Below are 24,875 nucleotides of genomic sequence, written 5' to 3' on the forward strand. Positions count from 1 at the left end.
CCATGCGGGTGTCGGTCTTCACCGAGCCGAACCGTGGCGCCAGCTACGACACGCAGCTCCGGTTCGCCCGACTGGTCGAGGCCTGCGGGTACGAGGGCTTCCTCCGCGCCGACCACTACCAGTCGATGGGCGCCGACCCGGGACTGCCCGGCCCGACGGACGCCTGGCTGACCCTCGCCGCGCTGGCCCGGGAGACCGAGCGGATCCGGCTCGGCACCCTGGTGACGTCGGCCACCTTCCGCCTGCCCGGCCCGCTCGCGGTGATGGTCGCGCAGGTCGACCAGATGAGCGGCGGCCGGGTCGACCTGGGCATCGGCGCCGGCTGGTACGAACGCGAGCACACCTCGTACGGCATCCCGTTCCCGCCGGTCGGCGAGCGCTTCGACCGGCTGGCCGAGCAACTTGAGGTGATCACCGGGCTGTGGCAGACCCCGGCCGGGGAGACCTACAGCTTCAGCGGCGACCACTACCGCCTGGTGGACGCGCCGGCCCTACCCAAGCCGGTGCAGGCGCCCGGACCGCCGATCATCGTGGGCGGACGCGGCCCGAAGCGCACCCCCGAGCTGGCCGCCCGGTACGCCGACGAGTTCAACATGCCGTTCAAGTCCGTGGCGGACACCGCCACCGCGTTCGACCGGGTACGTGAGGCGTGCGAGCGCACCGGTCGGACGGAGTCCGGTCGTCCGCCGCTGGTGCTCTCCGCCGGGCTCGTCGTGGCCATCGGCCGCACCGACGCCGAGGCCCAGCGTCGGGCCGCGCCTCTGCACGAGAAGAGCGCGCTGCCGCCGGAGGACCCGGTGGTCGGCTCCCCCGCGCAACTCGCGCAGCGGATCGGCGAGTTCGCCGCGATCGGCGCCACCCGCGTCCACCTGCGCCTGATCGACTTCGCAGACCTCGACCACCTTGAGCTGATCGCCGCCGAGGTGCTCCCCCAACTGGACGGAGAACGATGACCGACGTGATCGACGGAACCGAACTCGGGCCGGTGGGCCAGGAGATCGTGTACGAGAACGACCGGGTCCGGGTCTGGCACATCCGGCTCGAGCCGGGTGAGCGCCAACCGCTGCACAGGCATGACCACCCGTACCTGGTGGTGGCGATCGAGGGCGCGAAGAACGTCGTGCAGACCATCGACGGCACGCGCATCGACGCCGACGAGCCCACCGGTGGAGTCGTCTACCGCGACCCCGGAGCCGTACACATGCTCACCAATGTCGGAGACACGACTTACCTGGCCCGACTGGTCGAACTCAAGTAGACCCGCCGAGCGGCGAGCCGACGCGCCGCGCGGCGCGCCGGTGGCGGTCGGGTGTACGGGGTGCGTAACGTGCCGGACATGGCCTTTCGGACCTGGGGCAGACTGCTGCTCACGGCGCTCGGGGTGAGCGTGCTGGCCGGGGCCGGCCAGCTCGGCGTCGCGTACGGTTTCGGCATCGTCCGGCTGACCGGCGCCTTCACCGGTACGACCGTCAACCAGTGGCCCGCCCAGCTCGTCTGGGTGGGCTGGTTCGCCGCGAACGCCGCCGTCGTCGGTGCTGTCCTGACCGGACGCCTCGCGCGCAGCGATGCACCCGCGGCCAGCACCGGCCGACAGTTGGCGATCGGCGGCGCGGCGGCGCTCGGCGCCACCGTCATCGCCCCGCTCTGCATGCAGCCCGCCCGCGCCGCGGAGTTGATCTCCGTCGACCCGGTCTGGGCGGTGGGCATCTGCGCCGTACTGGGCGCGGTGATCGGGGCGGGCGCCGCGATCGCGGTGCTGCTCCGGCCCGAGCTGGGCTGGAACATGACGGCGGTGGCCGGCGTGGTCTGGCTGCTGGCACTGATCTCCGTCCTGCCGTCGCTCGGCACGGCCGGCCCGCTGCCGACCGTCCGGCTCGGTGTGCTCGAGCCAAGCTGGCTGAGCGACTCTGCCGCCCAGCGGCTGGCGCTGCTCCTGCTGCCCATCGTGGCGCTGCTGGCCGGGGCCGCGACCGCCGGGCTGGCTCGCTGGCGGGGGCAGGAGCCCCTGATCAGCGGGGCGACCGGGGTGGCCGGTCCGGTGCTGGTGGCGTTCGCCTACCTGACCGCCGGCCCCGGCGACTCCGTCGACCGCTACCAGGTGAATCCCTACTACGGCTCGCTGATCGCGATCCTCGCCGGCGCGCTCGGCGCAGCCGCCGCCGCGCTGCTGCGCTGGCCGACACGCGCTCGCACCCCGGATTCGCAGGCGATCGAACCCAGCGCCATCCTGCGCCCGCTCCCCACCGGCCCGGCCCTGCCCAACGCCGCGTCGCCGAGTCGGGAGCACGACCCGGACGCCGCCGAGCGGACCGACGCGCCCTCGGCCGGCGGGTCGCCAGCCGGCGGGGTACTGGTAGGCGGAAAGGTGGCCGACACCACCCCAGGTCCGCGTGCCGCAGACGGCTCCGACGGCGTCCGCACCGTGCCGGCCCACTGGGACTGGCCGACGACCACCGCGAGCGGCCAGCACGGTGCGACGCCTGCCGCTCCGGCGACCTCGGCGACCTGGCTGACCGATCCGACAGGTGAGTTCACCGCCGGGAGGCCGACGCCCACGGCGAGCCGGGACGACGTCACCTCTCCGGCGGAGACCGCCGCGATGTCCGCACCGATCTCCCCCGCCGCCAGCAGCCCGACCAGCACCACGGCCGGGCGCGCGACCCCGACAGATGGTCCCGCAGCCGACGCGCCGACCGCCCCCACCGCGACGGGCACGAGCGGTGGACGCAGCACCCGCAGGGACACCACCACCTCCGCCCCGACCAGCACGGCCCGAACCAGCACGGACGGCACCGCCAGCACGGGTACGCCCAGCGCCGGCACCGCCAGCATGGCCACGCCCAGCACGAGCGCGCCGAGCGCCGGCACCGGAACGGCCGGGGCGAGCGCGCCGAGCGCCGGCACCGGAACGGCCGGGGCGAGCGCGCCGAGCGCCGGCACCGCCAGCATCGGAACGGCCGGTGCGAGCACGCCCACCCTCGGCAACGCCAGCACGGCCACGCCCGGCACGGCCACGCCCAGCACGAGCGCGCCCAACACGGCCACGCCCAGCACGGCGACGCCCAGCACGAGCACGCCCAGCGCCGGCACCGCCAGCACGGGCACGCCCAGCACGAGCGCTGCCAGCGCGACCGCTGCCGACGCGAACAAGGCCAGCACCGCAACCACCGACGCGACCAGGGGCAGCGCCGGGACCACCGACACGGGCGCGGCCACCACGGCAACCACCGGCACGGGCGGAGTCGAGCCTGGCACGGCCGACGCACCGTTGACGGTCAAGCCGCGTCGTGCCCGCAAGCCGAAGGCCGGCCCGCTCGACGCCACCACCAAGCCCGCCGACAGCACGCCGGGGTCGACGACCTCCGACGAGCCGGGTGCCGGCACTGCCGTGCCGGACAGAGAGGGCCGGGACACCACGTCTACCCCGACCGCCGAGGCCACCCCGACCGCCGCGACCTCCACGGAAGCAGCGGCCCCGGCGACCAGAACCGGTCGGACGAGAACCCCCGTGACCCGGACCGCCACTGGTCCGATGAGAACACCCGTCCCGACCACCACCGGTCCGACCGCCACACCGGTCCCGACCACCACCGGTCCGACGAAGACCCCCGTCCCGACCACCACCGGTCCGGCGTTCGCCCCCATCCCGACCACCAGCGGTCCGGCCGGGGCACCGGCTACCCCGGCCGGCACCAGGGCAGAGGCGGTCGATCCGCCGCGTACCCCGGACGTCGTCGGCACCGGTCCCACGGCGCGAGCGGCCGAACCGGCCGGAGGGTCGGCCGCCGCCGGGGCGGGCGAGACCACCAGCGCGCGGCCCGCCGAAGACGGTCCCGTCGCCAGCGGCCCGGACACGGTCCTCTGGACGCCGGCGTCGTCGTCCTGGTCGGTCACCCCGGCCTGGACCGTGCCACCACAGACGTCCGAGTCGGGAGCCACGGCAGCGGTGCCACCACAGGCGTCCGAGTCGGGCGCCACCGCAGCGGAGCCGCCGACCGGGCCGGACGAGCCGACCGGGCCGGCGCCGAAGCCCCGGCACCGGGTACCGCTGCCGGATCTGAGCCAGGCCGGCACCTGGAACGCGTTCGACACCACCCGCCGCGCCGCCCCGACGGGGTCGTCGGACAGCTCGACGGCCCGGCCGGCGACGACCGTGGCCAGCGAGTTGGCCGCTCCGACCAGACATCCGGTCCCGGCGGAATCTCCGGTCGTACCGGGCTGGGCTGGCGCGCCCACCGGCGACCGGGTAAGCACCAGCGGCCCGGCCACCACCGGCGACCGGGCGAGCATCGCCGACACCAGCGATCCGGTGAGCACCGACGACCCGGCGAGCACCGACGCGAAGGTGGCCGAGCAACCTTCCCGGCGCGGACGGCTCGGCGGTCTGTTCCGCCGCAACAGGTCCCGCAGCGACGAGAAGGGCGCCGAGGCATCGGACGCGACGGAGGCCCTGCCGACCCAGGACGAGGAGTTCGTCGACTGGGTCGCCGGTTTGGGCAAGCCGGTGTCGGACAACGAGCCCGAGCAGGAGAGCGGCCGACGCTCGCTGCGCTCCACCGGCCGGCACCACCGCGACTGACCCACCGGCCGGCACCGCGACCCGGCCGCCGGCCGGGGGGCCGGAACCCCGATCGGTTGCGCCTGATCCACTCGGGTTCATTGGTCTCGGGCTGTCCTAGCCGCCCGGATACCGCAATACCAGTGAACCCGAGTGGATCACCTCGGGGACGGCGGGTTCGCCGCGCTCGGCCCGGCGCAGGTCAGGCCAGCGGCAGGTAGACCTTGCCTCCGCCGGAGAGGAACTCCTCCGACTTGCCCTGCATGCCGCGTGCCGCGTACTCCTTGAGCTCTTGCGTGATCTTCATGGAGCAGAACTTCGGGCCGCACATCGAGCAGAAGTGTGCCGTCTTCGCCGGCTCGGCCGGCAGCGTCGCGTCGTGGTACGAACGCGCCGTCTCCGGGTCCAACGAGAGGTTGAACTGGTCCTCCCAGCGGAACTCGAACCGGGCCTTCGACAACGCGTCGTCCCAGTCCTGCGCGCCGGGGTGCCCCTTGGCCAGGTCTGCCGCGTGGGCCGCGATCTTGTACGCGATCACGCCCGCCTTCACGTCGTCCCGGTCCGGCAGGCCGAGGTGCTCCTTCGGCGTGACGTAGCAGAGCATCGCGGTGCCGAACATGCCGATCATCGCGGCGCCGATCGCCGAGGTGATGTGGTCGTACGCGGGCGCGATGTCGGTGGTCAGCGGGCCGAGCGTGTAGAAGGGCGCCTCGTGGCACCACTCCTGCTGAAGGTCCACGTTCTCCTTGATCTTGTGCATGGGCACGTGACCGGGTCCCTCGATCATCACCTGCACGTCGTGCTCCCAGGCGATCTTGGTCAGCTCGCCGAGCGTGCGCAGCTCGGCGAACTGCGCCTCGTCGTTGGCGTCCGCGATCGAACCGGGACGCAGCCCGTCGCCGAGCGAGAACGTCACGTCGTAGCGCGCGAGCAGCGCGGACAGCTCCGCGAAGTTGGTGTAGAGGAAGTTCTCCTCGTGGTGCGCCAGGCACCACGCCGCCATGATCGAGCCGCCCCGGGAGACGATCCCGGTGACCCGGTCCACGGCCAGCGGCACGTACGGCAGCAGCACCCCGGCGTGCACCGTCATGTAGTCCACGCCCTGCTCGGCCTGCTCGATCACGGTCTCCCGGAACACCTCCCAGCTCAACTTCACCGGGTCGCCGCCGACCTTCTCCAACGCCTGGTAGATCGGCACCGTCCCGATCGGCACCGGCGAGTTCCGCACGATCGCCTCGCGGGTCTCGTGGATCCGCTTCCCGGTGGACAGGTCCATCACGGTGTCCGCGCCCCAGCGGGTGGCCCAGGTGAGCTTCTCCACCTCCTCGGCGACCGACGAGCTGACCGCCGAGGTGCCGATGTTGGCGTTCACCTTGACCAGGAACGCCTTGCCGATGATCGCCGGCTCGCACTCCGGGTGGTTCACGTTGAGCGGCAGCACCGCCCGGCCGGCGGCGATCTCGGCCCGGACCAGCTCCGGGTCGACGTTCTCCCGGATCGCCACGAACTCCATCTCCGGCGTCACCACCCCGGCCCGCGCGTACGCGAGCTGGGTGGGACGGCGACCGTCCGCGCCGGCGAGCGGCGTGCCCGCGCCCCGGACCGGGGCCACGTCACCCCGCTCGGCGATCCACGGGCCGCGCAACGCGGGCAACCCCACCTCCGGGTCCGACCCGGGACCGGACGTGTCGTAGAGCCGCACCGGCGGAAGATCCCCGGTCAGCCCCACCTCCGCGAACGGCACCCGGACATCCGGCCGTGAACCCTCGACGTACACCTTGCCTCGTGCCTGCATGACAGCCTCCCTGGTGATCAAGCGGACCAGCCGAAGTGGTCCAGCGGTCCACGCCCCGCGCCCAGCTCCCAACCCCGTGCGCCGGTCAGCGCACGGAGCACGTACTTTTTCGCGGCCTCTACCGCCGCCGGCACCGGATCGCCCAGCGCGAGCCGCACGGCGATCGCCGCCGAGAACGAACACCCGGTGCCGTGCGTGTGCCGGGTGTCCACCCGGGGGGCGCGCAGCAGCGTCGTCACCCCGCCGCCGTGCAGCACGTCGACCGCCTCGCCGCCGTCCAGGTCACCGCCGGTGACCACGACGTACTCCGGGCCGCCGGCCACCAGAGCCTCGGCGGCCACGACCATCCCGGCCACGTCGTCCACCGGGCGTCCGGTGATGGCCGCGGCCTCCGCGCAGTTCGGCGTCGCCACCCTCGCGTACGGCAGCAGCCGCTCCACCGCACCCACCACACCGAGCCGGTGTCCACTGGTGGCGACCAGCACCGGATCGACGACGAGCTGAGGCAGCCGACCGTCCCGGGCAGCCTCGGCCACCGCGTCGGCGACCGCCGGGGTGCCGAGCATCCCCGTCTTGACCGCGCGCACGGTGAAATCCGTGAGTACGCTCTCCAGCTGCTCGACGACCGTGCGCGGCGGCAGCGGCAGCACGGCGTCGACACCACGGGTGTTCTGCGCGGTGACCGCGGTGAGGACGCTCGTGCCGTACGCCCCCAGCGCCGCGAAGACCTTGAGGTCGGCCTGGATGCCCGCGCCGCCGCCGGAGTCTGAGCCGGCGATGGTGAGGATGGTGGTTGGGGTCACTTCTCCTCCTTGGTTGCGGTTGGGGGCTGGCCGTTCTTGGTTGCGGTTGCGGGCTGCGGCGGACCGTTGCTGGTTGCGGTTGGGGGCTGCGGCGGACCGTTGCTGGTTGCGGTTGGGGGCTGCGGCGGACCGTTGCTGGTTGCGGTTGGGGGCTGTGGCCGACCGTGCCCACTCCGGGCGGTCAGGCTTGATCCCTGCGTGGGCACGGTCGGCCACAGCCCTGACGTGGAGACCTGGGTGACCCCGTGCCGGGTTTGGGTCAGCTTTGGGGTGACCGCCTCGACATAGGCGCTGGTCAGGGCGGTGGCTGTTGTGGCGGGGTCTTTTGCTCGCATGATTGCGCCTAGTACCGCCACCCCTGCGGCTCCTGCCTGGACGCAGGCGGTTACCTGTTCTGGGGTGTCGATGCCGCCCAGGGCCAGCAGCGGCACGGGACTGATCCTGATCAGCTTGCGCAGCCCTTCGGTGGCCAGGGGTGGGCCGTAGCCCGGTTTTGTTCTGGTGGGCCAGATCGGGGAGACGGTGGCGTATTTTTCGGTGGTCAGGCGGTTCAGCTCGGTTTCGTCGTGGCAGGAGCGGCCGACCAGGCGGTGGGTCGGCGGCGGGTACGGGCCGGCGGCGGGCAGGTGGACGGCGTCGCCGCCGAGCGGGTCGGGGCCGGCCACGACGAGGGTCCCGCCGACGTCGGCCAGGATCGCGCGCAGGCCGGCGGCGAGGGCGGCGCGCTCGACGCGGGGCAGGTCCATCTCGCGCAGCACCACCCAGCGCACTCCCCCGGCCACCGCACCCGCAACAACCCGCTCAATCCCACCGCGAGCAACCAGCCGACGATCGGTCAGAACGACAACCCCCGACGGCACGGTCCCCAACGAGATCTTGGAAGGAATCGGCCCCTCCAGGGGCACTTTGCTTCCAAGATCTCCCGGCGGCAGCGCGCCTGCGGGCGGCAGCGCGCCTCCCGGCGGCAGCGGGCCTCCCGGCGGTAGTGGGCCTACGGGTGGCGGCGGGCCGGTCACAGGTCGGGTCTTCCCTCGTCGGGGGTGGAGGCGAGCGCGTGGAAGCGGCGCTCGATCCGGCCGGCGCCGGCCGCGAGCCGGCCCGCCTCGACCGCGTACCGCATCGCGGTGGCCATCGCCACCGGGTCCGCGGCCCGGGTCACCGCGCTGGCCAGCAGCACCCCGTCGCAGCCCAACTCCATGGCCAGGGCCGCGTCGGAGGCGGTGCCGATGCCGGCGTCGAGGATCACCGGCACGTCGACACCCTGGCGGATGAGCCGGATGTGGTGCGGGTTGCCGATGCCCAGCCCCGAGCCGATCGGCGAGCCGGCCGGCATCACCGCGGCACAGCCCACGTCGGCGAGACGGCGGGCGAGCACCGGGTCGTCGCTCGTGTACGGCAGCACGGTGAAGCCGTCGGCGACCAGTTCCTCGGCGGCGCGGAGCAACTCGATCCCGTCGGGCAGCAGCGTCCGCTCGTCGCCGATCACCTCCAGCTTCACCCAGTCGGTGTCGAACGCGTCCCGGGCCAGCCGGGCCACCTTCACCGCCTCGGTCGCCGTATAACAGCCGGCGGTGTTGGGCAGCAGCCGTACCCCGCAGCGGTCCAGCAGGTCCAGCAGCCCGCCAGCGGTGCCCGGGGCAGTGTCCACCCGGCGCAGGGCCAGGGTGACCAGCTCGGTGCCGGACGCCCGGATGGCCTGCTCCAGCACGTGCAGGTTGGCGGCACCACCGGTGCCGAGGATCAGCCGTGAGGTGAACGTCTCCCCACCCAGCTCGAACGACACGCCCGTCACCCGCCCTGCGCCGCGGTGAGCACCTCGACGCGGTCGCCGTCGCGCAGCGCCGTGGTCGCCCAGCCTGCCCGGGGCACCACCTCGCCGTTCACCGCGACGGCCACCCCCCGGGGTTGCGGGGCGACGACACCGACCAGGTCAGCCACGGACATCTCAGCCGGGACGCTTCGTCCGGCCCCGTTCACCGTCAACTCCACAGGTCCCCCTTCATCGTCGGTTCGGGTCCGCCGTCCGCCGCCGCGCCGGCGAACCGGTCCGGCCGGAAGGGCGCGAGCAGCGGATCGGGTACGCCGGTGAGCGCCAGGTCCGCGATCAGGTCGGCGGTGATCGGGGTGAGCACGATGCCGTGCCGGTGGTGACCGGTGGCGGCCAGCACGTCCGGCCGGCCGGGCAGGGGCCCGAGGATCGGCGCGTTGTCCGGGGTACCTGGGCGCAGCCCGGCGACCGCCTCGACCAGGTCGTACTCGGCCAGTTCGGGCAGCAGGTCCACCCCGGCGCGGAGCAGCCGCTGCACGGCGCCGGCGGTGACCGTGGTGTCCGACCGTTCCTCGACCGTCGCGCCGAGCACGACCTCACCGTCGGCGCGGGGCACCAGGTAGACGTGCTCGCCGTCGGCGTACCCCCGGATCACGTGCCGGAAGCCCGGCGCGACGCCGCCGGGCGCGCGGAGCCGGAGGATCTGGCCCTTCACCTGCCGCACGGGCAGGCCGGTGAGTGCGGCGGACCCGCAGCCGGCGGCGACAACCGTGACGCCCGCGTCCACGTCGGACAGGTGTCGAACTCCGTGCGGCACCAGCGCCGCGCCGGCCCGCTGCGCGGCCGTGCGCAGCGCCGGCACCAGCAGCCGGGGGTCGACCTGGTGGTCGGTGGGCGCGAGCGCGCCGCCGCGCACCCGGGGGGCGAGCGCCGGTTCGCGGTCGCGCAGCTCGCTGGGGCGCAGTGGGGTCACCGGCAGGCCCAACCCCTGCTGGTACGCCCACAGCCGGCGCGCCTCGGCCAGGTCGTCGCCGGTCAACCCGACCAGCAGGGTGCCCTCGGTGCGGTAGCCGATGTCGGCGCCTGTCGCCTCGGCCAACTCCTCGGTGAAGGTGGGCCAGCGGGCGGCGGACGCCAGCAGCAGCTCGGTCAGTTGCCGCTCACCGAAGTACGCCTCGGCGACCGGCGCGAGCATGCCGGCGGCCACCGCCGACGCCCCCGAGCCGGGTGCCGGATCGTGCACCACCACCCGTAGCCCACGGGCGGCGCAGCGCCAGGCGATCGCCAGCCCGATCGGCCCCGCCCCAACCACCGCCACATCCGGCCGGGTCCGGTCGATCGACGGCGCCGACGGGAACCGGCCGGTCAGCACGTCAGGGCCTCGATCAGCGTGGCGGTCGCCCGCGCCGGGTCGGCGGCGGCGGACACCGCACCGACCACGGCCACCCCGTACGCCCCGGCGGCCCGCAGCTCCGGCACCCGCGCGGCGGTCACGCCACCGATCGCGATGACCGGCACGTCGACGGCGTCGGCCACGGCGCGGACCCCGGCCGGCCCGATCGGGTCCGGCAGGCCGGACTTGGTGCTGGTGGGGTGGCACGGGCCGACACCCAGGTAGGTGGCGCCCGCCGCGACGGCCTCGGTTGCCGTCTCCGGCGCGCGGGCAGTGGCTCCCAGCACACCGGTGGGGCCGAGCACCCGACGGGCGGCGGCCACCGGGAGGTCGTCCGCTCCGATGTGTCCGCCGGCCGCGCCCACCGCCAGCGCCACGTGCAGCCGGTCGTTGACCAGGCAAATCGCCTCGTACGACAGGCAGAGCGCCAGCACCCGCCGGGCCAACTCGTACGCCTCGCGGTCGGTGGCGGAGTCCTCGACCCGGACCTGCACGACCAGGTCGGCGCGGGCCACCGTGAGGGCGGCCCGGACCACGGTGAGCGGGTCCCGACCGGGTCGGGTGTCGGTGATCAGATGCAGTCGCCCCAGGGACGGCACGGCAACTCTCCTCCCTGCGCCGGCATTATCCGGATCAGGTTCGACGGTCGGGGGCTGTCAGCCCCCCTCTCAGCCCGGTACACCGGGCTCCCGTGGGTTACTTGCGTGTCACCGTACGACAGATCCGTCGGTCTGCCAAGGCGAGGTTCGGCGGCGGCCGGTGGGCCGGAACGCACCGAATCGAGCTAGATCTGTGTGGCGGTTCATGCGGTCCTGTTCGGAATGTCGCCTGCCGTTGCAGAACCGTTACCCGCCGGCATCTTGCCGGACATCGAGCCAGTCGAATTAATTTGTTTAGCGATTCGACAAAATGTCGGTGGGGGCACCTTGGCACGGTGTGACCACCGGCTCCATCAGGGACGGCCTTCGGCGTGCCGACTCCCGCGATCTCCGTCACTACGACACAGGAGGCGGCGTGTCCCGTTCTCGTCGTGCCCGCGTACCAATCACCGCAACCCTCATCTCCCTTGCTCTCGCCTCGACGAGCCTGTTCGGCACGCCCGCGCAGGCCGCGCCGGCCGCCGCACAGGTCCCCCCACGGGAGGCAGCGGCCGGAACCCCGGTCACCCAGGTGGCGCCCAAGGCGCCCCAGAAGGCCGCCGACGATCCCTTCTCGGTCCTGGTCTTCTCCAAGACCGCCGGCTTCCGGCACGACTCCATCCCCACCGGTGTCGCCGCCATCCAACAGCTCGGCGCCACCAACGGCTTCACCGTGGACGCCTCCGAGGACGGTGCCGCGTTCAGCGACGCCAACCTCGCGAAGTACAAGGCCGTGATCTGGCTCTCCACCACCGGTGACGTCCTCAACGCCGAGCAGCAGGCGGCGTTCGAGCGCTACATGAAGGCCGGCGGCGGTTACGTCGGCATCCACGCCGCCTCGGACACCGAGTACAGCTGGGCCTGGTACGGCGACCTGGTCGGCGCGTACTTCGCCAACCACCCGCAGAACCAGCAGGCCACGGTCAAGGTGGAGGACCACGCCCACCCGTCCACGGCCGAACTGCCGGACCGCTGGTCCCGGTTCGACGAGTGGTACAACTTCCAGACCAACCCGCGGCCGGACGTGCACGTGCTGGCCAGCCTGGACGAGAAGAGCTACACCCCGGGCGCGGGCGCGATGGGCGCCGACCACCCGACCTCCTGGTGTCAGGACTTCGACGGCGGTCGCTCCTGGTACACCGGTGGCGGACACACCCGGGAGTCGTTCGCCGAGCCCGAGTTCCTGTCCCACCTGCTCGGCGGCATCCGCACCGCGGCCGGTGTCGAGGACGCCGACTGCGGCGCCACGAAGACCTCGAACTTCGAGAAGATCGCCCTGGACAGCAACACCAGCAACCCGATGGAGCTGGACATCGCCCCCGACGGGCGGGTCTTCTACATCGAGCGCGACGGCCGGGTGCAGATCATCAAGCCGGACACCGGCAACACCGTCACCGCCGTCGACCTGGACGTCTTCACCGGCAACGAGGACGGCCTGATCGGCATCCGGCTCGACCCGGACTTCGCCACCAACAAGTGGGTGTACCTCTACTACGCCCCGAACGACAACGTCACCCGCAACCTGCTGTCCCGGTTCACGGTGACCGGCGACACCATCGACCTGGCGAGCGAGAAGCAGGTGCTGCGGGTCGACACGCAGCGCAACACCTGCTGCCACGCGGGCGGCAGCATGACCTTCGACAGCGCCGGCAACCTCTACCTGGCCACCGGTGACAACACCAACCCGTTCGAGTCGAACGCGTACTCGCCGCTCGACGAGCGACCGGGCCGCCAGGACTACGACTCGCAGCGCACGTCGGCGAACACCAACGACCTGCGCGGCAAGGTGATCCGGATCCACCCGGAGGACGACGGGACGTACACCGTTCCGACGGGCAACCTCTTCGCACCGGGCACCGAGAAGACCCGTCCCGAGATCTACGCGATGGGCTTCCGCAACCCGTTCCGGATCGGCACCGACCCGAAGACCGACACGCTCTACGTCGGTGACTACGGACCGGACGCCAACGCGAACAACCCGACCCGTGGCCCCCGCGGTCTGGTCGAGTGGAACATCGTCACCCCCGGCAACTACGGCTGGCCGTACTGCACGGGGACGAACGAGGCCTACAACGACTACACGTTCCCGTCCGGTCCGAGCGGCGACAAGTTCGACTGCGCGGCGCCGGTGAACAACTCGCCGAACAACACCGGCCTGACCAACCTCCCACCGGTCGTCCCGGCCACCGTCGACTACGGCTACGCCGGTGACGCGCGGTACCCGGAGATCGGTGGCGGTGGCGCGCCGATGGGCGGCCCGGCCTACCGGTACGACCCCAACCTCAACTCCACCCGCAAGTGGCCGGCCTACTACGACGGCAAGGCGCTGCTCGGCGAGTGGAACCAGAACAAGATGTACACGATGCAGGTGACCGCCGACGGCAAGTCCTTGGTGGACATCAACCAGTTGCTGACCGGCATGAGCATGATCCGGCCGATGGACTTCGAGTTCGGCCCGGACGGCGCGTTGTACCTGATCGAGTGGGGCAGCGGCTTCGGCGGCAACAACGACAACTCCGGCATCTACCGGATCGACTACACCGCCGGTGACCGCGCGCCGATCGCGGCGGCGTCCGCCAACCCCACCTCGGGTCCGGCGCCGTTGACCGTCACGTTCTCCAGCGCCGGCTCCCGGGACCCGGACGGTGGGGCGCTCACCTACGCCTGGGCCTTCGGCGACGGGCAGACCTCCACCGAGGCGAACCCGACGCACACCTACGCGACGGCGGGCAACTACACCGCCCAGCTCACCGTGACCAACCCGAAGGGCCGTACCGCGGTGGCCAACGTGCCGGTCACCGTGGGCAACACCGCACCGACGGTCACCATCGAGTTCCCGCCGGACGGTGGTTTCTTCAACTGGGGTGACCAGGTCAAGTACACGATCAAGGTGACCGACCCCGAGGACGGGCAGATCGACTGCGCCAAGGTGAACCTCCAGGTGCTGCTCGGTCACGACGAGCACGCCCACCCGCTGGAGCAGCACACCGGCTGCACCGGCACCGTCCAGACGTCGCTCGCCTCCGGGCACGGCGCCGAGGCGAACGTCTTCGCGGTCTTCGAGGCCACCTACACCGACGAAGGTGGTGCCGGCGGCGCCGGTGCGCTCACCGGTCGGCAGATCGAGATCCTGCAGCCCAAGCAGAAGCAGGCCGAGTACTTCACCGCCACCGGGCGGACGCCGGTGAGCACCGGCGGCGGAGACGCCGGCGTGCAGCGGGAGGCCGGGGCCGACACCGCGGGTGGCGGCCAGAGCATCGCGTTCATCGAGGACGGTGACTGGTGGTCGGTCGCTCCGGCGGACCTGACCAACATCACCGAGATCCGGTTCCGGGCCGCCTCGGCCGCCGCTGGCGGTCGGATCGAGGTCCGCGCCGGTGCGGTTGACGGACCGGTGGTCGCCACGGCCGTCGTGCCGTCGACCGGAGCGTGGCAGACGTACACGGACGTGAGCGCGCCGGTCACCGGTGCCGCGAGCGGTTCGCTGTACTTCGTGGCCCGCGACCCGAACGGCGGAACGGGTTCGCTGTTCAACGTCAACTGGATGGACTTCGTCGGCCGCGGTGTCACCGAGAACGCGCCGCCTGCGGTCAGTGCCACGGCCACCCCGGCCACCGGCACCGCGCCGGTCACCGTCGCCTTCGACGGCACGGCCACCGACGCCGAGGGCAACACCCCGTTGACGTACGCCTGGGACTTCGGTGACGGCGGCTCGGCGACCACCCTGGACGCCAGCCACACCTACACCAACCCGGGCACCTTCACGGCCACCCTCACGGTGACCGACAGCAAGGGCGCCAAGGCGTACGCCACGGTGCCGGTGCGGGTGGACGCTCCGGACACGTCCTGCTTCGGGGCGCGTTCGGACGACTTCAACGGCAACAGCCTCGACAAGGCCCGCTGGACCAGCGTGGTTCGGGAGAACCAGCTCTACTCGCTCAGTGGGGGCGCGCTGCGGCTGCCCACCGGGGTGGGTGACCTCTACGGGGCTCGCAACGACGCCACCAACCTGGTGCTCCAGGCGGCTCCGACCGGCGCCTGGGAGATGACCACCAAGGTCACCCTGCCGGTCACGGCCAACTACCAGCAGGCCGGCCTGCTGGTGTACGGCGACGACGACAACTACGCCAAGGTGGACCTGCTGTACAACGGCAGCCGCCGGGTGGAGTTCATCCGGGAGACGGCCGCCACGCCGCGCAACGAGGCCGCCGACGCCACCAACGCACCGGCGGGTGACACCGTGTACCTGCGGATCACCAGCGACGGGACGAACCTGACCGCGTCCGCCTCGGGCGACGGGCAGACCTTCACCCCGGTTGGCCGTTCGGCCGCGCTCGCCGGCATCACCAACCCGCGGATCGGGGTCTTCGCCCTCAACGGTGGCACCGAGGCACCTGTTGTGGACGCGGCCTTCGACTCGTTCGTGGTCACGCCGGACGCTCCGGCCGGCCCGGTCGAGCCGTCGGACGAGTTCACCGGCAGCTCGCTGGACAAGTGCCGGTGGGACGCCGTCACGCGGGAAGACCCCGCTGGTTACCGGGTCTCCGGAGGCGCGCTGCGGATCGACGTGCCCAACGGTGACATCTACGGCACCGACAACACCGGGCCGAAGAACTTCATCCTCCAGACCGCGCCGACCGGCGACTGGACCCTGGAGACGAAGGTCGACGGCAGCCTGCTGAACGAGCAGTACCAGCAGGCCGGTCTGCTCGTGCAGGCGGACGACGACAACTACGTCAAGTTCGACTTCATCGCGGACAACCAGGCCGGCCAGGCGGTGACGCGGCGGATCGAGTTCCGCAGCGAGATCGCCGGGGTGGTGCAGACCCCGCAGCCGGAGGCGACAAGCCTCACCTCGGCCGTGTGGCACCTGCGGCTGGCCCGCACGGGCAACACGTTCACCGCGTCGTACTCGGCGGACGGGACGACCTGGACCGCGTTGGAGGCACTGACCAACAGCGCGGTGGGGGCCACCCCGAAGGTCGGTCTGTTCACCCTCGGCGCCAACCAGACGGCGTCGAAGACCGCCTCGTTCGACTACTTCCGGCTCAGCACGAAGGTGGCCGACGAGACCGCTCCGGTCACGACGGCTGCGGTTTCCGGCACCCCGACCGACGGGTGGTACACCGGGCCGGTGACGGTCACGCTCACCGGTGCCGACGAGGCCGGCGGTAGCGGTCTCGCCACCACCGAGTACCAGCTGGACGGGGCCACCACCTGGACGGCGTACACCGCACCGGTGGCCATCACCGGCGACGGCGAGCACGAGCTTCGGTTCCGCTCGACCGACAAGGCCGGCAACGTGGAGGAGACGAAGACGGTCTCCGCCAAGATCGACGCCACCGCGCCGGTGACCTCGGCGACGTTCGCTCCGGCGAACGACGCCGGCTGGCACGACGGGACGATCCCCGTCGTGCTGACCTCGACCGACGCCGGTTCCGGCGTGAAGACGGTGGAGTGGTCGCTGGACGGTGGCGCGTGGACGCCGTACACGACGCCGGTCGAGGTGACCGGTGACGGGCAGCACGAGCTGCTGTTCCGTTCGACCGACAAGGCCGGCAACGTCGAGACGCTCAAGTCGGCGGTGGTGCGCATCGACGGCACCAAGCCGACGCTGCTGGTGTCCGGGATCGCCGACGGCCAGCTCTACGGAGACAGCCAGGACGTACGGGTGTCCTGGCAGGCTGTCGACCCGACCTCGGGCATCGCCGCGGTGGTCGGCACGTTGGACGGTCAGGCGTACACCAGCGGCACCCTGCAGGCCATGTACGAGCTGCCGCTCGGCCTGCACGAGCTGACGGTGACCGCGACCGACAAGGCGGGCAACGAGACCACCTCGGCGGTCCGTTTCTTCGTCACCACCTCGTTCCGGGACATGCAGAACCTGCTGGACCGGTTCAAGGCGACGGGTCGGCTCTCGGCCAAGGCGCACAAGCAGTTGACGGCGAAGCTCGACGCGGCCCGTCAGGCCGAGGCTGCCGGCAACGACAACAAGGCGATCAAGCAGTTGACCGCGTTCCGCACGCTCGCCGCCGACGCCACCCTGGTGGCTGAGGCGGAGGTCAGGGATGTCCTGGTGCGGGACACCGACGCGATGATCGTTCGTCTCGGCGGCGCGGCCAGCAAGGCCGGCGTCAAGGCGAACGACGGCGAACCGGTCAAGGGCACCGGGCGGCTCGGTGGCGATGCCACCCGGTTGGCACCCGGTCGCCAGCTCTGATCCGACGAGGCCCCTCCCCGACGCTTCGGCGTCGGGGAGGGGCCTCCCTCATTCGTAGTCGAGGAGATGTCCGTGACGGTTATCCGCAAGGTGCTGGCCGCCGTGTTCGCCGGGCTGGCCCTGACCCTGTTGTCCGCTGCCCCGGCGGCCGCCCGGGCCGACACACTCAAGCTGACGGTGGCCGGCGACGGGGCCGAGGGAGTCACCATCCAGGCCACCTACGCCGATGGCCGACGGCTGGACCGGGTGGTGCGGTTGGTGCTCACCGCCACCGGCCCGGACGGGCAGAAGGTCGGCCCGGTGCAGTTGGAGCCGCAGCCCGAGGGGCAGGGCTTCTACAGCAGCGGAAAGGTGCTCAGCGCCGGCACGTGGAAGGTGACGGTGAACTCGCCGGCTCCCCTGCCGGCCAAGGCCACCGCGACGGTGCAGGCCCGTGCCGCGCAGTCTCCGCCGGCGCCCAAGCCGGTGGCGGTCAACGAGCCGACTGACGGCGGCGGCGGGGCGGGTGCCGGCTGGTGGCTGTACGCGGCGGCCGGCCTGGTCCTCGTCGCCGGCGCGATGGGGGTGGCCATGCTGTTCGGCCGCCGCCGCACCGACACGCCGAGCGACTGACCGACAGGCGTTTCACCAACCGGGCCGGGCCGCGACGAGCGGCCCGGCCCGGTTGCGTCTGATCAGGAGGAGGCTCAGAGGATGGCGCGCAGTGCCGCCAGGTCCTCGTCGCTGGGCTCCCAGGTGCCGGCGGCGGCGTTGGCGCGTACCTGCTCCGGCGTGGTGGCACCGGCGATCACCGAGGTCACCGCCGGCTGGGCGGCCAGCCCACCGATCGCCACCTGGAGCATGCTCACACCCCGCTCGGCCGCGTACGCCTCGATCGCCTCGATGGTGTCCCAGTCGGCCGCGGCGAGCCGCTCCGCGTACCGGCCTCCGCCGGAGAGCCGGCTGCCGGCCGGCGGCTGACCCGAGCGCTTGTACTTGCCGGTGAGCAGCCCGTTGGCGAGCGGGAAGAACGGCAGCATGCCGAGGCCGAACCGCTCACAGGCCGGGATGATCTCGGTCTCGACCGAGCGCTCCAGCAGGCTGTAGTGGTTCTGCGCGCTGATGAAGCGGGACCGGCCGTTGGACGAGGCCACCCAGTCCGCGTCGGCGATCTGCCAGCCGGCGAAGTTGGAGTTGCCCAGGTAGCGCACCTTGCCGTCGCGGACCAGGTCGTCCAGGGCGGCGAGGGTCTCGTCGATCGGGGTGCCCGGGTCGGGCTCGTGCATCTGGTAGAGGTCGATGTGGTCGGTGCCGAGCCGGCGCAGCGACGCCTCGACGGCACGGGCGATGTAGCGCCGGGCACCCCGGGCGCCGAAGTCCGGCCCGTTCAGGCCGTTCATGTCCATGCCGAACTTGGTGGCCACCACCACGTCGTCCCGGCGGCCCTTGAGCGCCTGCCCGAGCAACTCCTCGGAACTGCCCTGCGGCTCACCGTAGATGTCGGCGGTGTCGAACAGGGTGATCCCGGCGTCCAGGGCGGCGTCCACCACCGCGCGGGTGCCGTCGAGGTCGAGCTTGCGGCCGAAGTTGTTGCAGCCGATGCCGACCACGGACACCACGAGCCCGGAGTCGCCCAGCCGGCGATAGGTCATGTCAGTCACGTGATCCACCCTATGCCGGTCGGCCGCGGCGGACCCACGGACCGCTCAGCCCACGTCCCAGACCGGCTCCGGGGTCTCCACCACCTCGCTGTCGCCTCGGAACAGCACGAACCTGTCGAAGGAGCGGGTGAACCAGCGGTCGTGGGTGACCGCGATCACCGTCCCCTCGAACGCGTTCAGGCCTGCTTCGAGGGCCTCCGCGCTGGCCAGGTCGAGGTTGTCGGTGGGCTCGTCGAGCAGCAGCAGCGTCGCTCCGGACAGTTCCAGCAGCAGCACCAGGAACCGGGCCTGTTGACCACCGGAGAGCGTGCCGAAGCGCTGGTCGCCCTGGGCGGCCAACTCGTAGCGGCTGAGCACCCCCATCGCCGCCTGCCGATCCATCCCGGTGCGGTGCTCGTCGCCCCGCCAGAGGATCTCGACGAGCGTCTTCGACATCAGCTCCGGTCGGTCGTGGGTCTGGGAGAAGTGCCCGGGGCGGACCCGGGCGCCCAGGCGGGCCGTACCGTCGTGTGCCACCGGCGCGAGCGCGCCCGCCCCGTCGACCGGCCCGTTGGCCGGGTCGGGGTCGGTGCCGCCCCGGGCCAGCAGCCGCAGGAAGTGCGACTTGCCGGTGCCGTTGGCACCGAGCACCGCCAGCCGGTCGCCGTACCAGATCTCCAGGTCGAAGGGGAAGGTCAGGCCGTCGAGCTCCAGCTGCTCGCAGACGACCGCGCGCTTGCCGGTCCGCCCGCCGCTCAGCCGCATCCGGATGTCCTGGTCCTTCGGGGGTACGGGCGGCGGCCCGGCCTCCTCGAACTTGCGCAGCCGGGTCTGCGCGGCCTGGTAGCGCGAAGCCAACCCGTCGTTGTACGCGGCCTTCTGCTTGTACATCAGCATCAGCTCGCGCAGCTTCTGGTGCTCCTCGTCCCAGCGTCGACGCAGCTCGTCGAGGCGGGCGTGTCGAGCCACCCGAGCCTCGTACCAGCTCGCGAAGCCGCTCGGGTGCACCCAGGCGCTGCCACCCTCGACGGCCACCACCCGATCGGCGCTCTGAGCCAGCAGCTCGCGGTCGTGCGAGACGTAGAGCACCGACTTCGTCGACTCGCGCAGTCGCGCCTCCAGCCAGCGTTTGCCGGGTACGTCGAGGAAGTTGTCCGGTTCGTCGAGCAGCAGGACCTCGTCCGGGCCGCGCAGCAGCAGCTCCAACGCGAACCGCTTCTGCTGGCCCCCGGAGAGGGTGCGCACCGGTCGGTCCCGGACGGCGTCCCAGGGCTGGCCGAGCACGATCGTCGCGACGGTGTCGAAGAGCACCTCGGCGTCGTACCCGCCGGCCTCGCCCCAGGCGCCGAGCGCGCCGGCGTACGCCAACTGGGCCTTGCCCGCGGCGTTGCTGAACTTGCCGTGGGCCTCGGCCGCCCGCATGGCCGCCTCGGTCTCGGCGAGTCGGCGGCCGGCGTCGCGCAACGACGGCGGGGCCAGGGACAATGCCAGGTCGGCGAGCGTCGACTCGTCGCCGATCATGCCGATGAACTGCCGCATCACGCCCAGGCCACCGGCCCGCGCGACGGCGCCGCTGCGCACCGGCAGGTCACCGGCGACCATCCGCAACAGGGTCGTCTTCCCCGCGCCGTTCGGCCCGACCAGGGCGACCTTGCTGCCCTCACCCACCCGGAACGACACGTCGGCGAAGAGTTCCCGACCGTCGGGCAGAACGTGCCCGACCGCTGCCACATCCACGTATCCCACGCCGGGATCCTGCCCCAGCGAGGGCGGCAGGGACATCCAATTACCGGGTGAGCCGCAGCACCCGGAAGCCCTTCTGGCTGGCGTACCGCTCGACCTGCCAGCTCTGCTCGGTGAGCCAGCGTTGCAGCGAGTCGCCACCGAGGTGACGGGCGACGACCAGCCAGCCGACGCCGTCCGGTGCGAGTCGGGGCAGCCAACGCAGCAGCAGCTCGTGCAGCTCGTCCTTGCCGATCCGAATGGGTGGGTTGGACCAGATCTGGGCGAACCGGGTGTCCGCCGGCACGTCGTCCGGGGCGTGGACCCGGACCCGGTCGGCGGCTCCGATCCGGGCCGCGTTGGCGGCGGTCAGCTCGCGGGCGCGGGCGTTGACGTCGACAGCCCAGACCGTGCTCGCCGGTGCCAGGTCGGCCAGCACGCACGCGATCGGGCCGAAACCGCAGCCGAGGTCGAGCAGGTCGCCGGCGGTGTCGGCCGCGGGCAGTTCGGCCTTGCGCAGGAGTACGGCGGTGCCCGGGTCGAGGCGGCTGGCGGAGAAGACGCCGCCGGCCGAGGCGAGCCGGTAGTCGCGGTCGGCGACGGAGAACTCGACCTCGCGCGGCGGAGCGTCGCTGGCGGGCTGAGCGCTGAAGTAGTGGTCGCCGGTCACGCCGGCAATTCTCGCACCGGTCCGGGCCGGCCATGACGCGACCCACGCACACATTTACCCGATATTACCCCCTAAAGGGACAATCGCTCCTACTCTGGGCGACATGGTGTATCGGTACGAGTCCGATGAGGACGCTTTCGAGGAGTACCCGGAGCCCGGGTCCGACCTGTCGGTGTTCGGCGCCGGTCCGCCCCCGCCGGCCGGGCCCTCTCCGTCCCGCTTCCCCACTCCGTCGCTCCCCCGCGCGAACCAGCTCGCACTGCCGTCGACGCAGCCGGCGCCGACCCGTGCCCACGTCGCGCCCGAGGAGCCCCGCAGCCAGGTCTACACCTCCGCCACCGCCGCGCAGCCCGGAGCCGGGCGCGGGAATGGCCGGCTGTGGCAGGTGCTGATCGGCGGTGCGGCCGTCCTGGTGCTGCTCGCACTCTGCGGCCTCGGCGCCGCCGCGCTGCTCGACGAGCGCGACGGGGAACCGGCGGCCAACCCGACGAATCAGCCGAACTACGTCCCGGCAACCGCCGGACCGGAACGACCGGCACTCGACTCCCGGGAATCCGACCAGGCCCCGCTCACCGCCAAGGAACTCTTCCCCGGCAAGGAGCTGACACTCACCGACGGCCAGCCGAGTTACCAGGTGCTCAAGACGCAGTCCAGCGGAAGCTGCGCCGTCGCCGCCACCGGTGAGGTCGCCGACCTGCTGGCCCTCCTCGGCTGCAACCAGGTCGTCCGGGCCACACTGCGGACGCCCGACGGCGACCACCTGGTCACCGCCGGGCTCTTCAACCTCACCGACAAGGTCAGCGCGGAACGGGCCCGGGACCGGATCCGCCCTCTCCTCGACGAGCGGAAGGGCCGGTTCCGTGGCCTCACCGCCGGCGACGGCGACGGCACCGACGTGCTGACCAGCGCCCCCGCCCGGGTCGGCTGGCAGGTACGCGGCCACTACCTGGCGTACGCGCTTGTCGTCCGCGCGGACGGTGCAGCGATCAAGGCGGGCGACACCACGGTCCGCGAGATCCTGTTCGACATGATCGAGCTGCACCTCAGCCGGGGCGTCCTGCAACAGCGGGCCGACGGTGGCACCGCCGCCCAGCCGACACCGGAATCCACCGCCGGCAGCGCCGACGGCGAGCTGCCCGGGGAGTGAGGCCCGCCACCCCTCGGCGGTCAGCCCTCGACCGGGACCCGCAGTCGGCGGGTGAGGTCGGCCTGGCGGGCGTACTCGGACGGATCGGCGGGGTAGCCGACGGCGACCAGGGTCAGCCCACGCGCGGGAGCCACAGTCACCTCGCTGGAGCGGTCCTGACGGGTGAGCAGACTGCCCGGCCACTCGACCGGGCGGCGACCGTCCCCGGCCACCAGCATCGCCCCCACCAGGCTGCGCACCATCGCCTGGCAGAACGCGTCGGCCTGCACGGTGGCGACCAGGATGCCGTCCGGATCACGGCGCCAGTCCAGCCGGGTCACCTCGCGCAACGTGGTCGCGTTCTCCTTGCGCCGGCAGTACGCGGCGAAGTCGTGCTCCCCCACCAGCCCGGCCGCGGCGGCGTTCAGCGCCGCCAGGTCCAACGGCTTCGGCCAGGCCAGCACCTCGTGCCGGCGCAGCGGCTCCGCGCCGAAGGGCGCATCGGTGACCCGGTACTCGTAGCGCCGGAAGGTCGCCGAGAACCGGGCGTCGAAGTCGGCGGGCACCTCGGTCATCGCCCGGACGCGCACGTCGGTGGGGAGCAGCCGGGCCAGGCGACGCAGCAGCCGCCCCTCGTGCTGCCGCCACACGTCGACCAGCAGATCCAGGTGGCAGACCTGCCCGGTGGCGTGGACTCCCGCGTCGGTACGCCCGGCCACCGTCAGCCCGGTGACCGCGCCGGCGCCGAGGACCAGGTCCAGGGTCTCGACGAGCACACCCGCGACGGTGCGCCGGGTCGGCTGGGCGGCCCAGCCGGAGAAGTCCGTGCCGTCGTACGAGACGTCCAGCCGCAGCCGGATCCGCTCGTCCACCTCGTACCTCCTGTTACGGATCGAGCCCGGCACCCCGTGAGGGATGCCGGGCCCGACGTTGCCCTTGATCAGGCCTTGTTCTCGGTGGCCTCGTCGCTGTCCTCGCGGGCGGCGTCGGTGTCACCGGACGCCGACACCGGCGCCTCGGAGTCCTGGTCGGTCGACGCCGACTGCGGGGTCTCCTCGGCCGGGGCGAGCGCCTCGACCTTGTCCTGCTGCGCGGCCTTGCGGGAGGCGGTCTTCTTGTTCACCTTGGGCTCGGCGACCTGAAGCTCCTCCACCAGCTCGATGATGGCCATCGGCGCGTTGTCACCCTTGCGCGGACCGGTCTTCACGATCCGGGTGTAACCGCCGGGGCGGTTGGAGTACCGGGGCGCGATCTGGTCGAACAGGGCGTAGACCACGTCCTTGTCCTTGACGACACCCAGCACCCGCCGCCGCGAGGCGAGGTCACCGCGCTTGGCCTTGGTGATGAGCTGCTCGGCCAGCGGACGCAGCCGACGGGCCTTCGTCTCGGTGGTCTGGATCTTGCCGTGCTGGAACAGCGCGGTCGCCAGGTTGGCGAGCATCAGCCGCTCGTGCGAGGGGCTGCCGCCGAGGCGGGGGCCCTTGGTGGGCGTGGGCATTTTTGGTGCTCCTCAGTTGTGGCGGCAGCGCGGACTAGAGCTGCTCGGTCTCGCGGTAGTCGTCGGTGTCGTAGTCGGCCTCGCCGAAGGTGTCCACGACGTGCGCCGGGTCGAAGTTCGGAGCCGAGTCCTTCAGCCCGAGACCCATCCCGGCGAGCTTCATCTTGACCTCGTCGATCGACTTCTGACCGAAGTTGCGAATGTCGAGGAGGTCGGCCTCGGTACGCCCGATGAGCTCACCAACGGAGTTGATGCCCTCGCGCTTGAGGCAGTTGTAGGAGCGGACGGTGAGGTCCAGCTCCTCGATCGGCAGGGCCAGGTCCGCCGCCAGCTGGGCGTCCTGCGGGGACGGCCCGATGTCGATGCCCTCGGCGGTCTCGTCCAGCTCCCGGGCCAGCCCGAACAGCTCGACAAGCGTCGAACCGGCGGAGGCCAGCGCGGTACGCGGACCCATCGACGGCTTGGTCTCGACATCGATGATCAGCCGGTCGAAGTCGGTGCGCTGCTCGACACGGGTCGCCTCGACGCGGTAGGTCACCTTCAGCACCGGCGAGTAGATCGAGTCGACCGGGATACGGCCGATCTCGGCGCCGGACTGCTTGTTCTGCGCCGCCGTCACGTAGCCCCGGCCCCGCTCGACGGTCAGCTCCATGTCGAGCCGGCCCTTGCCGTTGAGGGTGGCGAGCTTGAGATCCGGGTTGTGCACCGAGACGCCGGCCGGCGGCTGGATGTCGCCCGCGGTCACGTCGCCCGGGCCCTGCTTGCGCAGGTACATGCTGACCGGCTCGTCGTGCTCGGAGCTGACGCACAGCTCCTTGATGTTCATGACGAGCTCGACCACGTCCTCCTTGACACCGGGGATCGTGGTGAACTCGTGCAGGACACCGTCGATCTTGATCGAGGTGACGGCCGCGCCCGGGATCGACGACAGCAGCGTGCGCCGCAGCGAGTTACCCAGGGTGTAGCCGAAGCCCGGCTCGAGCGGCTCGATGGCGAACCGCGACCGGGTCTCGTTGATCGACTCCTCGGAGAGGGAGGGCCGCTGACTGATGAGCATCTTTTCTC

The 24,875-nt window shown here is 72.1% G+C and carries 18 protein-coding genes, 1 pseudogene and 1 riboswitch; of the genes and pseudogenes, 6 read left to right on the forward strand and 13 right to left on the reverse strand.

All coding sequences use genetic code 11. The annotated features are described in order from the left end of the window. Positions 1-2: 2 nt before the first annotated feature. From AB0A90_RS27280 to AB0A90_RS27290, 3 genes are all read left to right on the forward strand, one after another. Complete coding sequence (locus AB0A90_RS27280; protein WP_357253702.1) at positions 3-953, forward strand: LLM class F420-dependent oxidoreductase; 951 nt, start codon at positions 3-5, stop codon at positions 951-953. Continuing rightward, on the forward strand, positions 950-1,258 hold the full coding sequence (locus tag AB0A90_RS27285; protein ID WP_007465195.1) for a cupin: 309 nt from the start codon (positions 950-952) through the stop codon (positions 1,256-1,258). The genes AB0A90_RS27280 and AB0A90_RS27285 overlap by 4 nt, the downstream gene beginning before the upstream one ends. 78 nt (positions 1,259-1,336) lie before the next feature. Next, entirely contained in the window at positions 1,337-4,579 is a 3,243-nt protein-coding gene (locus tag AB0A90_RS27290; RefSeq protein WP_357253536.1) for a hypothetical protein, read from the forward strand. A gap of 181 nt (positions 4,580-4,760) precedes the next feature. Here AB0A90_RS27290 and thiC read toward each other — a convergent pair whose 3' ends face one another. The 7 genes and pseudogenes from thiC to thiE form a co-directional block, all read right to left on the reverse strand. Next, a complete protein-coding gene (gene thiC, locus AB0A90_RS27295) occupies positions 4,761-6,353 on the reverse strand; it encodes a phosphomethylpyrimidine synthase ThiC (RefSeq protein WP_357253538.1) in 1,593 nt (530 codons plus the stop codon). A 17-nt stretch (positions 6,354-6,370) separates the two neighbouring features. Next, positions 6,371-7,156: a bifunctional hydroxymethylpyrimidine kinase/phosphomethylpyrimidine kinase gene (gene thiD, locus AB0A90_RS27300; protein WP_357253540.1), complete on the reverse strand. Its 786-nt coding sequence runs from the start codon at positions 7,154-7,156 to the stop codon at positions 6,371-6,373. Between the two features lie 317 nt (positions 7,157-7,473). Beyond that, positions 7,474-8,025: pseudogene (locus tag AB0A90_RS27305) on the reverse strand (thiamine phosphate synthase); the annotation flags it as partial. 143 nt (positions 8,026-8,168) lie between these two features. Next, complete coding sequence (locus AB0A90_RS27310) at positions 8,169-8,948, reverse strand: thiazole synthase (protein ID WP_357253542.1); 780 nt, start codon at positions 8,946-8,948, stop codon at positions 8,169-8,171. Further along, positions 8,945-9,145 (reverse strand): sulfur carrier protein ThiS, encoded by a 201-nt coding sequence (thiS, locus tag AB0A90_RS27315; RefSeq protein WP_357253544.1) that lies wholly within the window; start codon positions 9,143-9,145, stop codon positions 8,945-8,947. The genes AB0A90_RS27310 and thiS overlap by 4 nt, the downstream gene beginning before the upstream one ends. Continuing rightward, complete coding sequence (gene thiO, locus AB0A90_RS27320; protein WP_357253704.1) at positions 9,136-10,293, reverse strand: glycine oxidase ThiO; 1,158 nt, start codon at positions 10,291-10,293, stop codon at positions 9,136-9,138. The genes thiS and thiO overlap by 10 nt, the downstream gene beginning before the upstream one ends. Next, complete coding sequence (gene thiE / locus AB0A90_RS27325) at positions 10,290-10,916, reverse strand: thiamine phosphate synthase (RefSeq protein WP_357253546.1); 627 nt, start codon at positions 10,914-10,916, stop codon at positions 10,290-10,292. The genes thiO and thiE overlap by 4 nt, the downstream gene beginning before the upstream one ends. Next, a riboswitch (TPP riboswitch) is annotated at positions 10,911-11,020 on the reverse strand. (Overlaps the previous gene by 6 nt.) A gap of 311 nt (positions 11,021-11,331) precedes the next feature. Here thiE and AB0A90_RS27330 point away from each other — a divergent pair. Together AB0A90_RS27330 and AB0A90_RS27335 are read left to right on the forward strand one after the other, a co-directional pair. Beyond that, entirely contained in the window at positions 11,332-17,175 is a 5,844-nt protein-coding gene (locus AB0A90_RS27330; protein WP_357253548.1) for a ThuA domain-containing protein, read from the forward strand. Between the two features lie 66 nt (positions 17,176-17,241). Continuing rightward, positions 17,242-17,787 (forward strand): hypothetical protein, encoded by a 546-nt coding sequence (locus AB0A90_RS27335; RefSeq protein ID WP_357253550.1) that lies wholly within the window; start codon positions 17,242-17,244, stop codon positions 17,785-17,787. Positions 17,788-17,861: 74 nt separating this feature from the next. Here the strand turns inward: AB0A90_RS27335 and AB0A90_RS27340 are convergent, their stop codons facing one another. Genes AB0A90_RS27340 through AB0A90_RS27350 form a run of 3 tightly spaced genes read right to left on the reverse strand, consistent with a single transcriptional unit; the run spans position 17,862 to position 21,186 of the window. Continuing rightward, positions 17,862-18,806 carry an aldo/keto reductase gene (locus AB0A90_RS27340; protein WP_357253705.1) on the reverse strand — a complete coding sequence of 315 codons (945 nt, stop codon included), beginning with the start codon at positions 18,804-18,806 and terminating at the stop codon, positions 17,862-17,864. 54 nt (positions 18,807-18,860) lie between these two features. Then, on the reverse strand, positions 18,861-20,540 hold the full coding sequence (locus AB0A90_RS27345; protein WP_357253552.1) for an ATP-binding cassette domain-containing protein: 1,680 nt from the start codon (positions 20,538-20,540) through the stop codon (positions 18,861-18,863). Between the two features lie 40 nt (positions 20,541-20,580). Next, on the reverse strand, positions 20,581-21,186 hold the full coding sequence (locus AB0A90_RS27350) for a methyltransferase (protein ID WP_357253554.1): 606 nt from the start codon (positions 21,184-21,186) through the stop codon (positions 20,581-20,583). A 103-nt stretch (positions 21,187-21,289) separates the two neighbouring features. Here AB0A90_RS27350 and AB0A90_RS27355 point away from each other — a divergent pair, with 103 nt between their 5' ends. Continuing rightward, a complete protein-coding gene (locus tag AB0A90_RS27355) occupies positions 21,290-22,333 on the forward strand; it encodes a hypothetical protein (protein WP_357253556.1) in 1,044 nt (347 codons plus the stop codon). Between the two features lie 20 nt (positions 22,334-22,353). Here the strand turns inward: AB0A90_RS27355 and truA are convergent, their stop codons facing one another. From truA to AB0A90_RS27370, 3 genes are all read right to left on the reverse strand, one after another. Continuing rightward, complete coding sequence (truA, locus tag AB0A90_RS27360; RefSeq protein WP_357253558.1) at positions 22,354-23,184, reverse strand: tRNA pseudouridine(38-40) synthase TruA; 831 nt, start codon at positions 23,182-23,184, stop codon at positions 22,354-22,356. 68 nt (positions 23,185-23,252) lie between these two features. Then, complete coding sequence (gene rplQ / locus AB0A90_RS27365) at positions 23,253-23,810, reverse strand: 50S ribosomal protein L17 (RefSeq protein ID WP_357253560.1); 558 nt, start codon at positions 23,808-23,810, stop codon at positions 23,253-23,255. Between the two features lie 34 nt (positions 23,811-23,844). Further along, the gene (locus tag AB0A90_RS27370) at positions 23,845-24,867 is read right to left on the reverse strand and encodes a DNA-directed RNA polymerase subunit alpha (protein ID WP_007465227.1); all 1,023 of its coding nucleotides are present in this window, start codon (positions 24,865-24,867) and stop codon (positions 23,845-23,847) included. Positions 24,868-24,875: the final 8 nt, after the last annotated feature.

This window comes from Micromonospora sp. NPDC049204 (assembly GCF_040647935.1).
Lineage (GTDB): Bacteria > Actinomycetota > Actinomycetes > Mycobacteriales > Micromonosporaceae > Micromonospora.

What these genes read in the sequence shown, in the direction of transcription:
- AB0A90_RS27280 (WP_357253702.1), top strand. Translation starts at nt 3, where the DNA reads ATGCGGGTGTCGGTCTTCACCGAGCCGAACCGTGGCGCCAGCTACGAC.
- AB0A90_RS27285 (WP_007465195.1), top strand. Translation starts at nt 950, where the DNA reads ATGACCGACGTGATCGACGGAACCGAACTCGGGCCGGTGGGCCAGGAG.
- AB0A90_RS27290 (WP_357253536.1), top strand. Translation starts at nt 1,337, where the DNA reads ATGGCCTTTCGGACCTGGGGCAGACTGCTGCTCACGGCGCTCGGGGTG.
- thiC (WP_357253538.1), bottom strand. Translation starts at nt 6,353, where the DNA reads ATGCAGGCACGAGGCAAGGTGTACGTCGAGGGTTCACGGCCGGATGTC.
- AB0A90_RS27335 (WP_357253550.1), top strand. Translation starts at nt 17,242, where the DNA reads ATGTCCGTGACGGTTATCCGCAAGGTGCTGGCCGCCGTGTTCGCCGGG.
- AB0A90_RS27340 (WP_357253705.1), bottom strand. Translation starts at nt 18,806, where the DNA reads ATGACCTATCGCCGGCTGGGCGACTCCGGGCTCGTGGTGTCCGTGGTC.
- AB0A90_RS27355 (WP_357253556.1), top strand. Translation starts at nt 21,290, where the DNA reads ATGGTGTATCGGTACGAGTCCGATGAGGACGCTTTCGAGGAGTACCCG.
- rplQ (WP_357253560.1), bottom strand. Translation starts at nt 23,810, where the DNA reads ATGCCCACGCCCACCAAGGGCCCCCGCCTCGGCGGCAGCCCCTCGCAC.
- AB0A90_RS27370 (WP_007465227.1), bottom strand. Translation starts at nt 24,867, where the DNA reads ATGCTCATCAGTCAGCGGCCCTCCCTCTCCGAGGAGTCGATCAACGAG.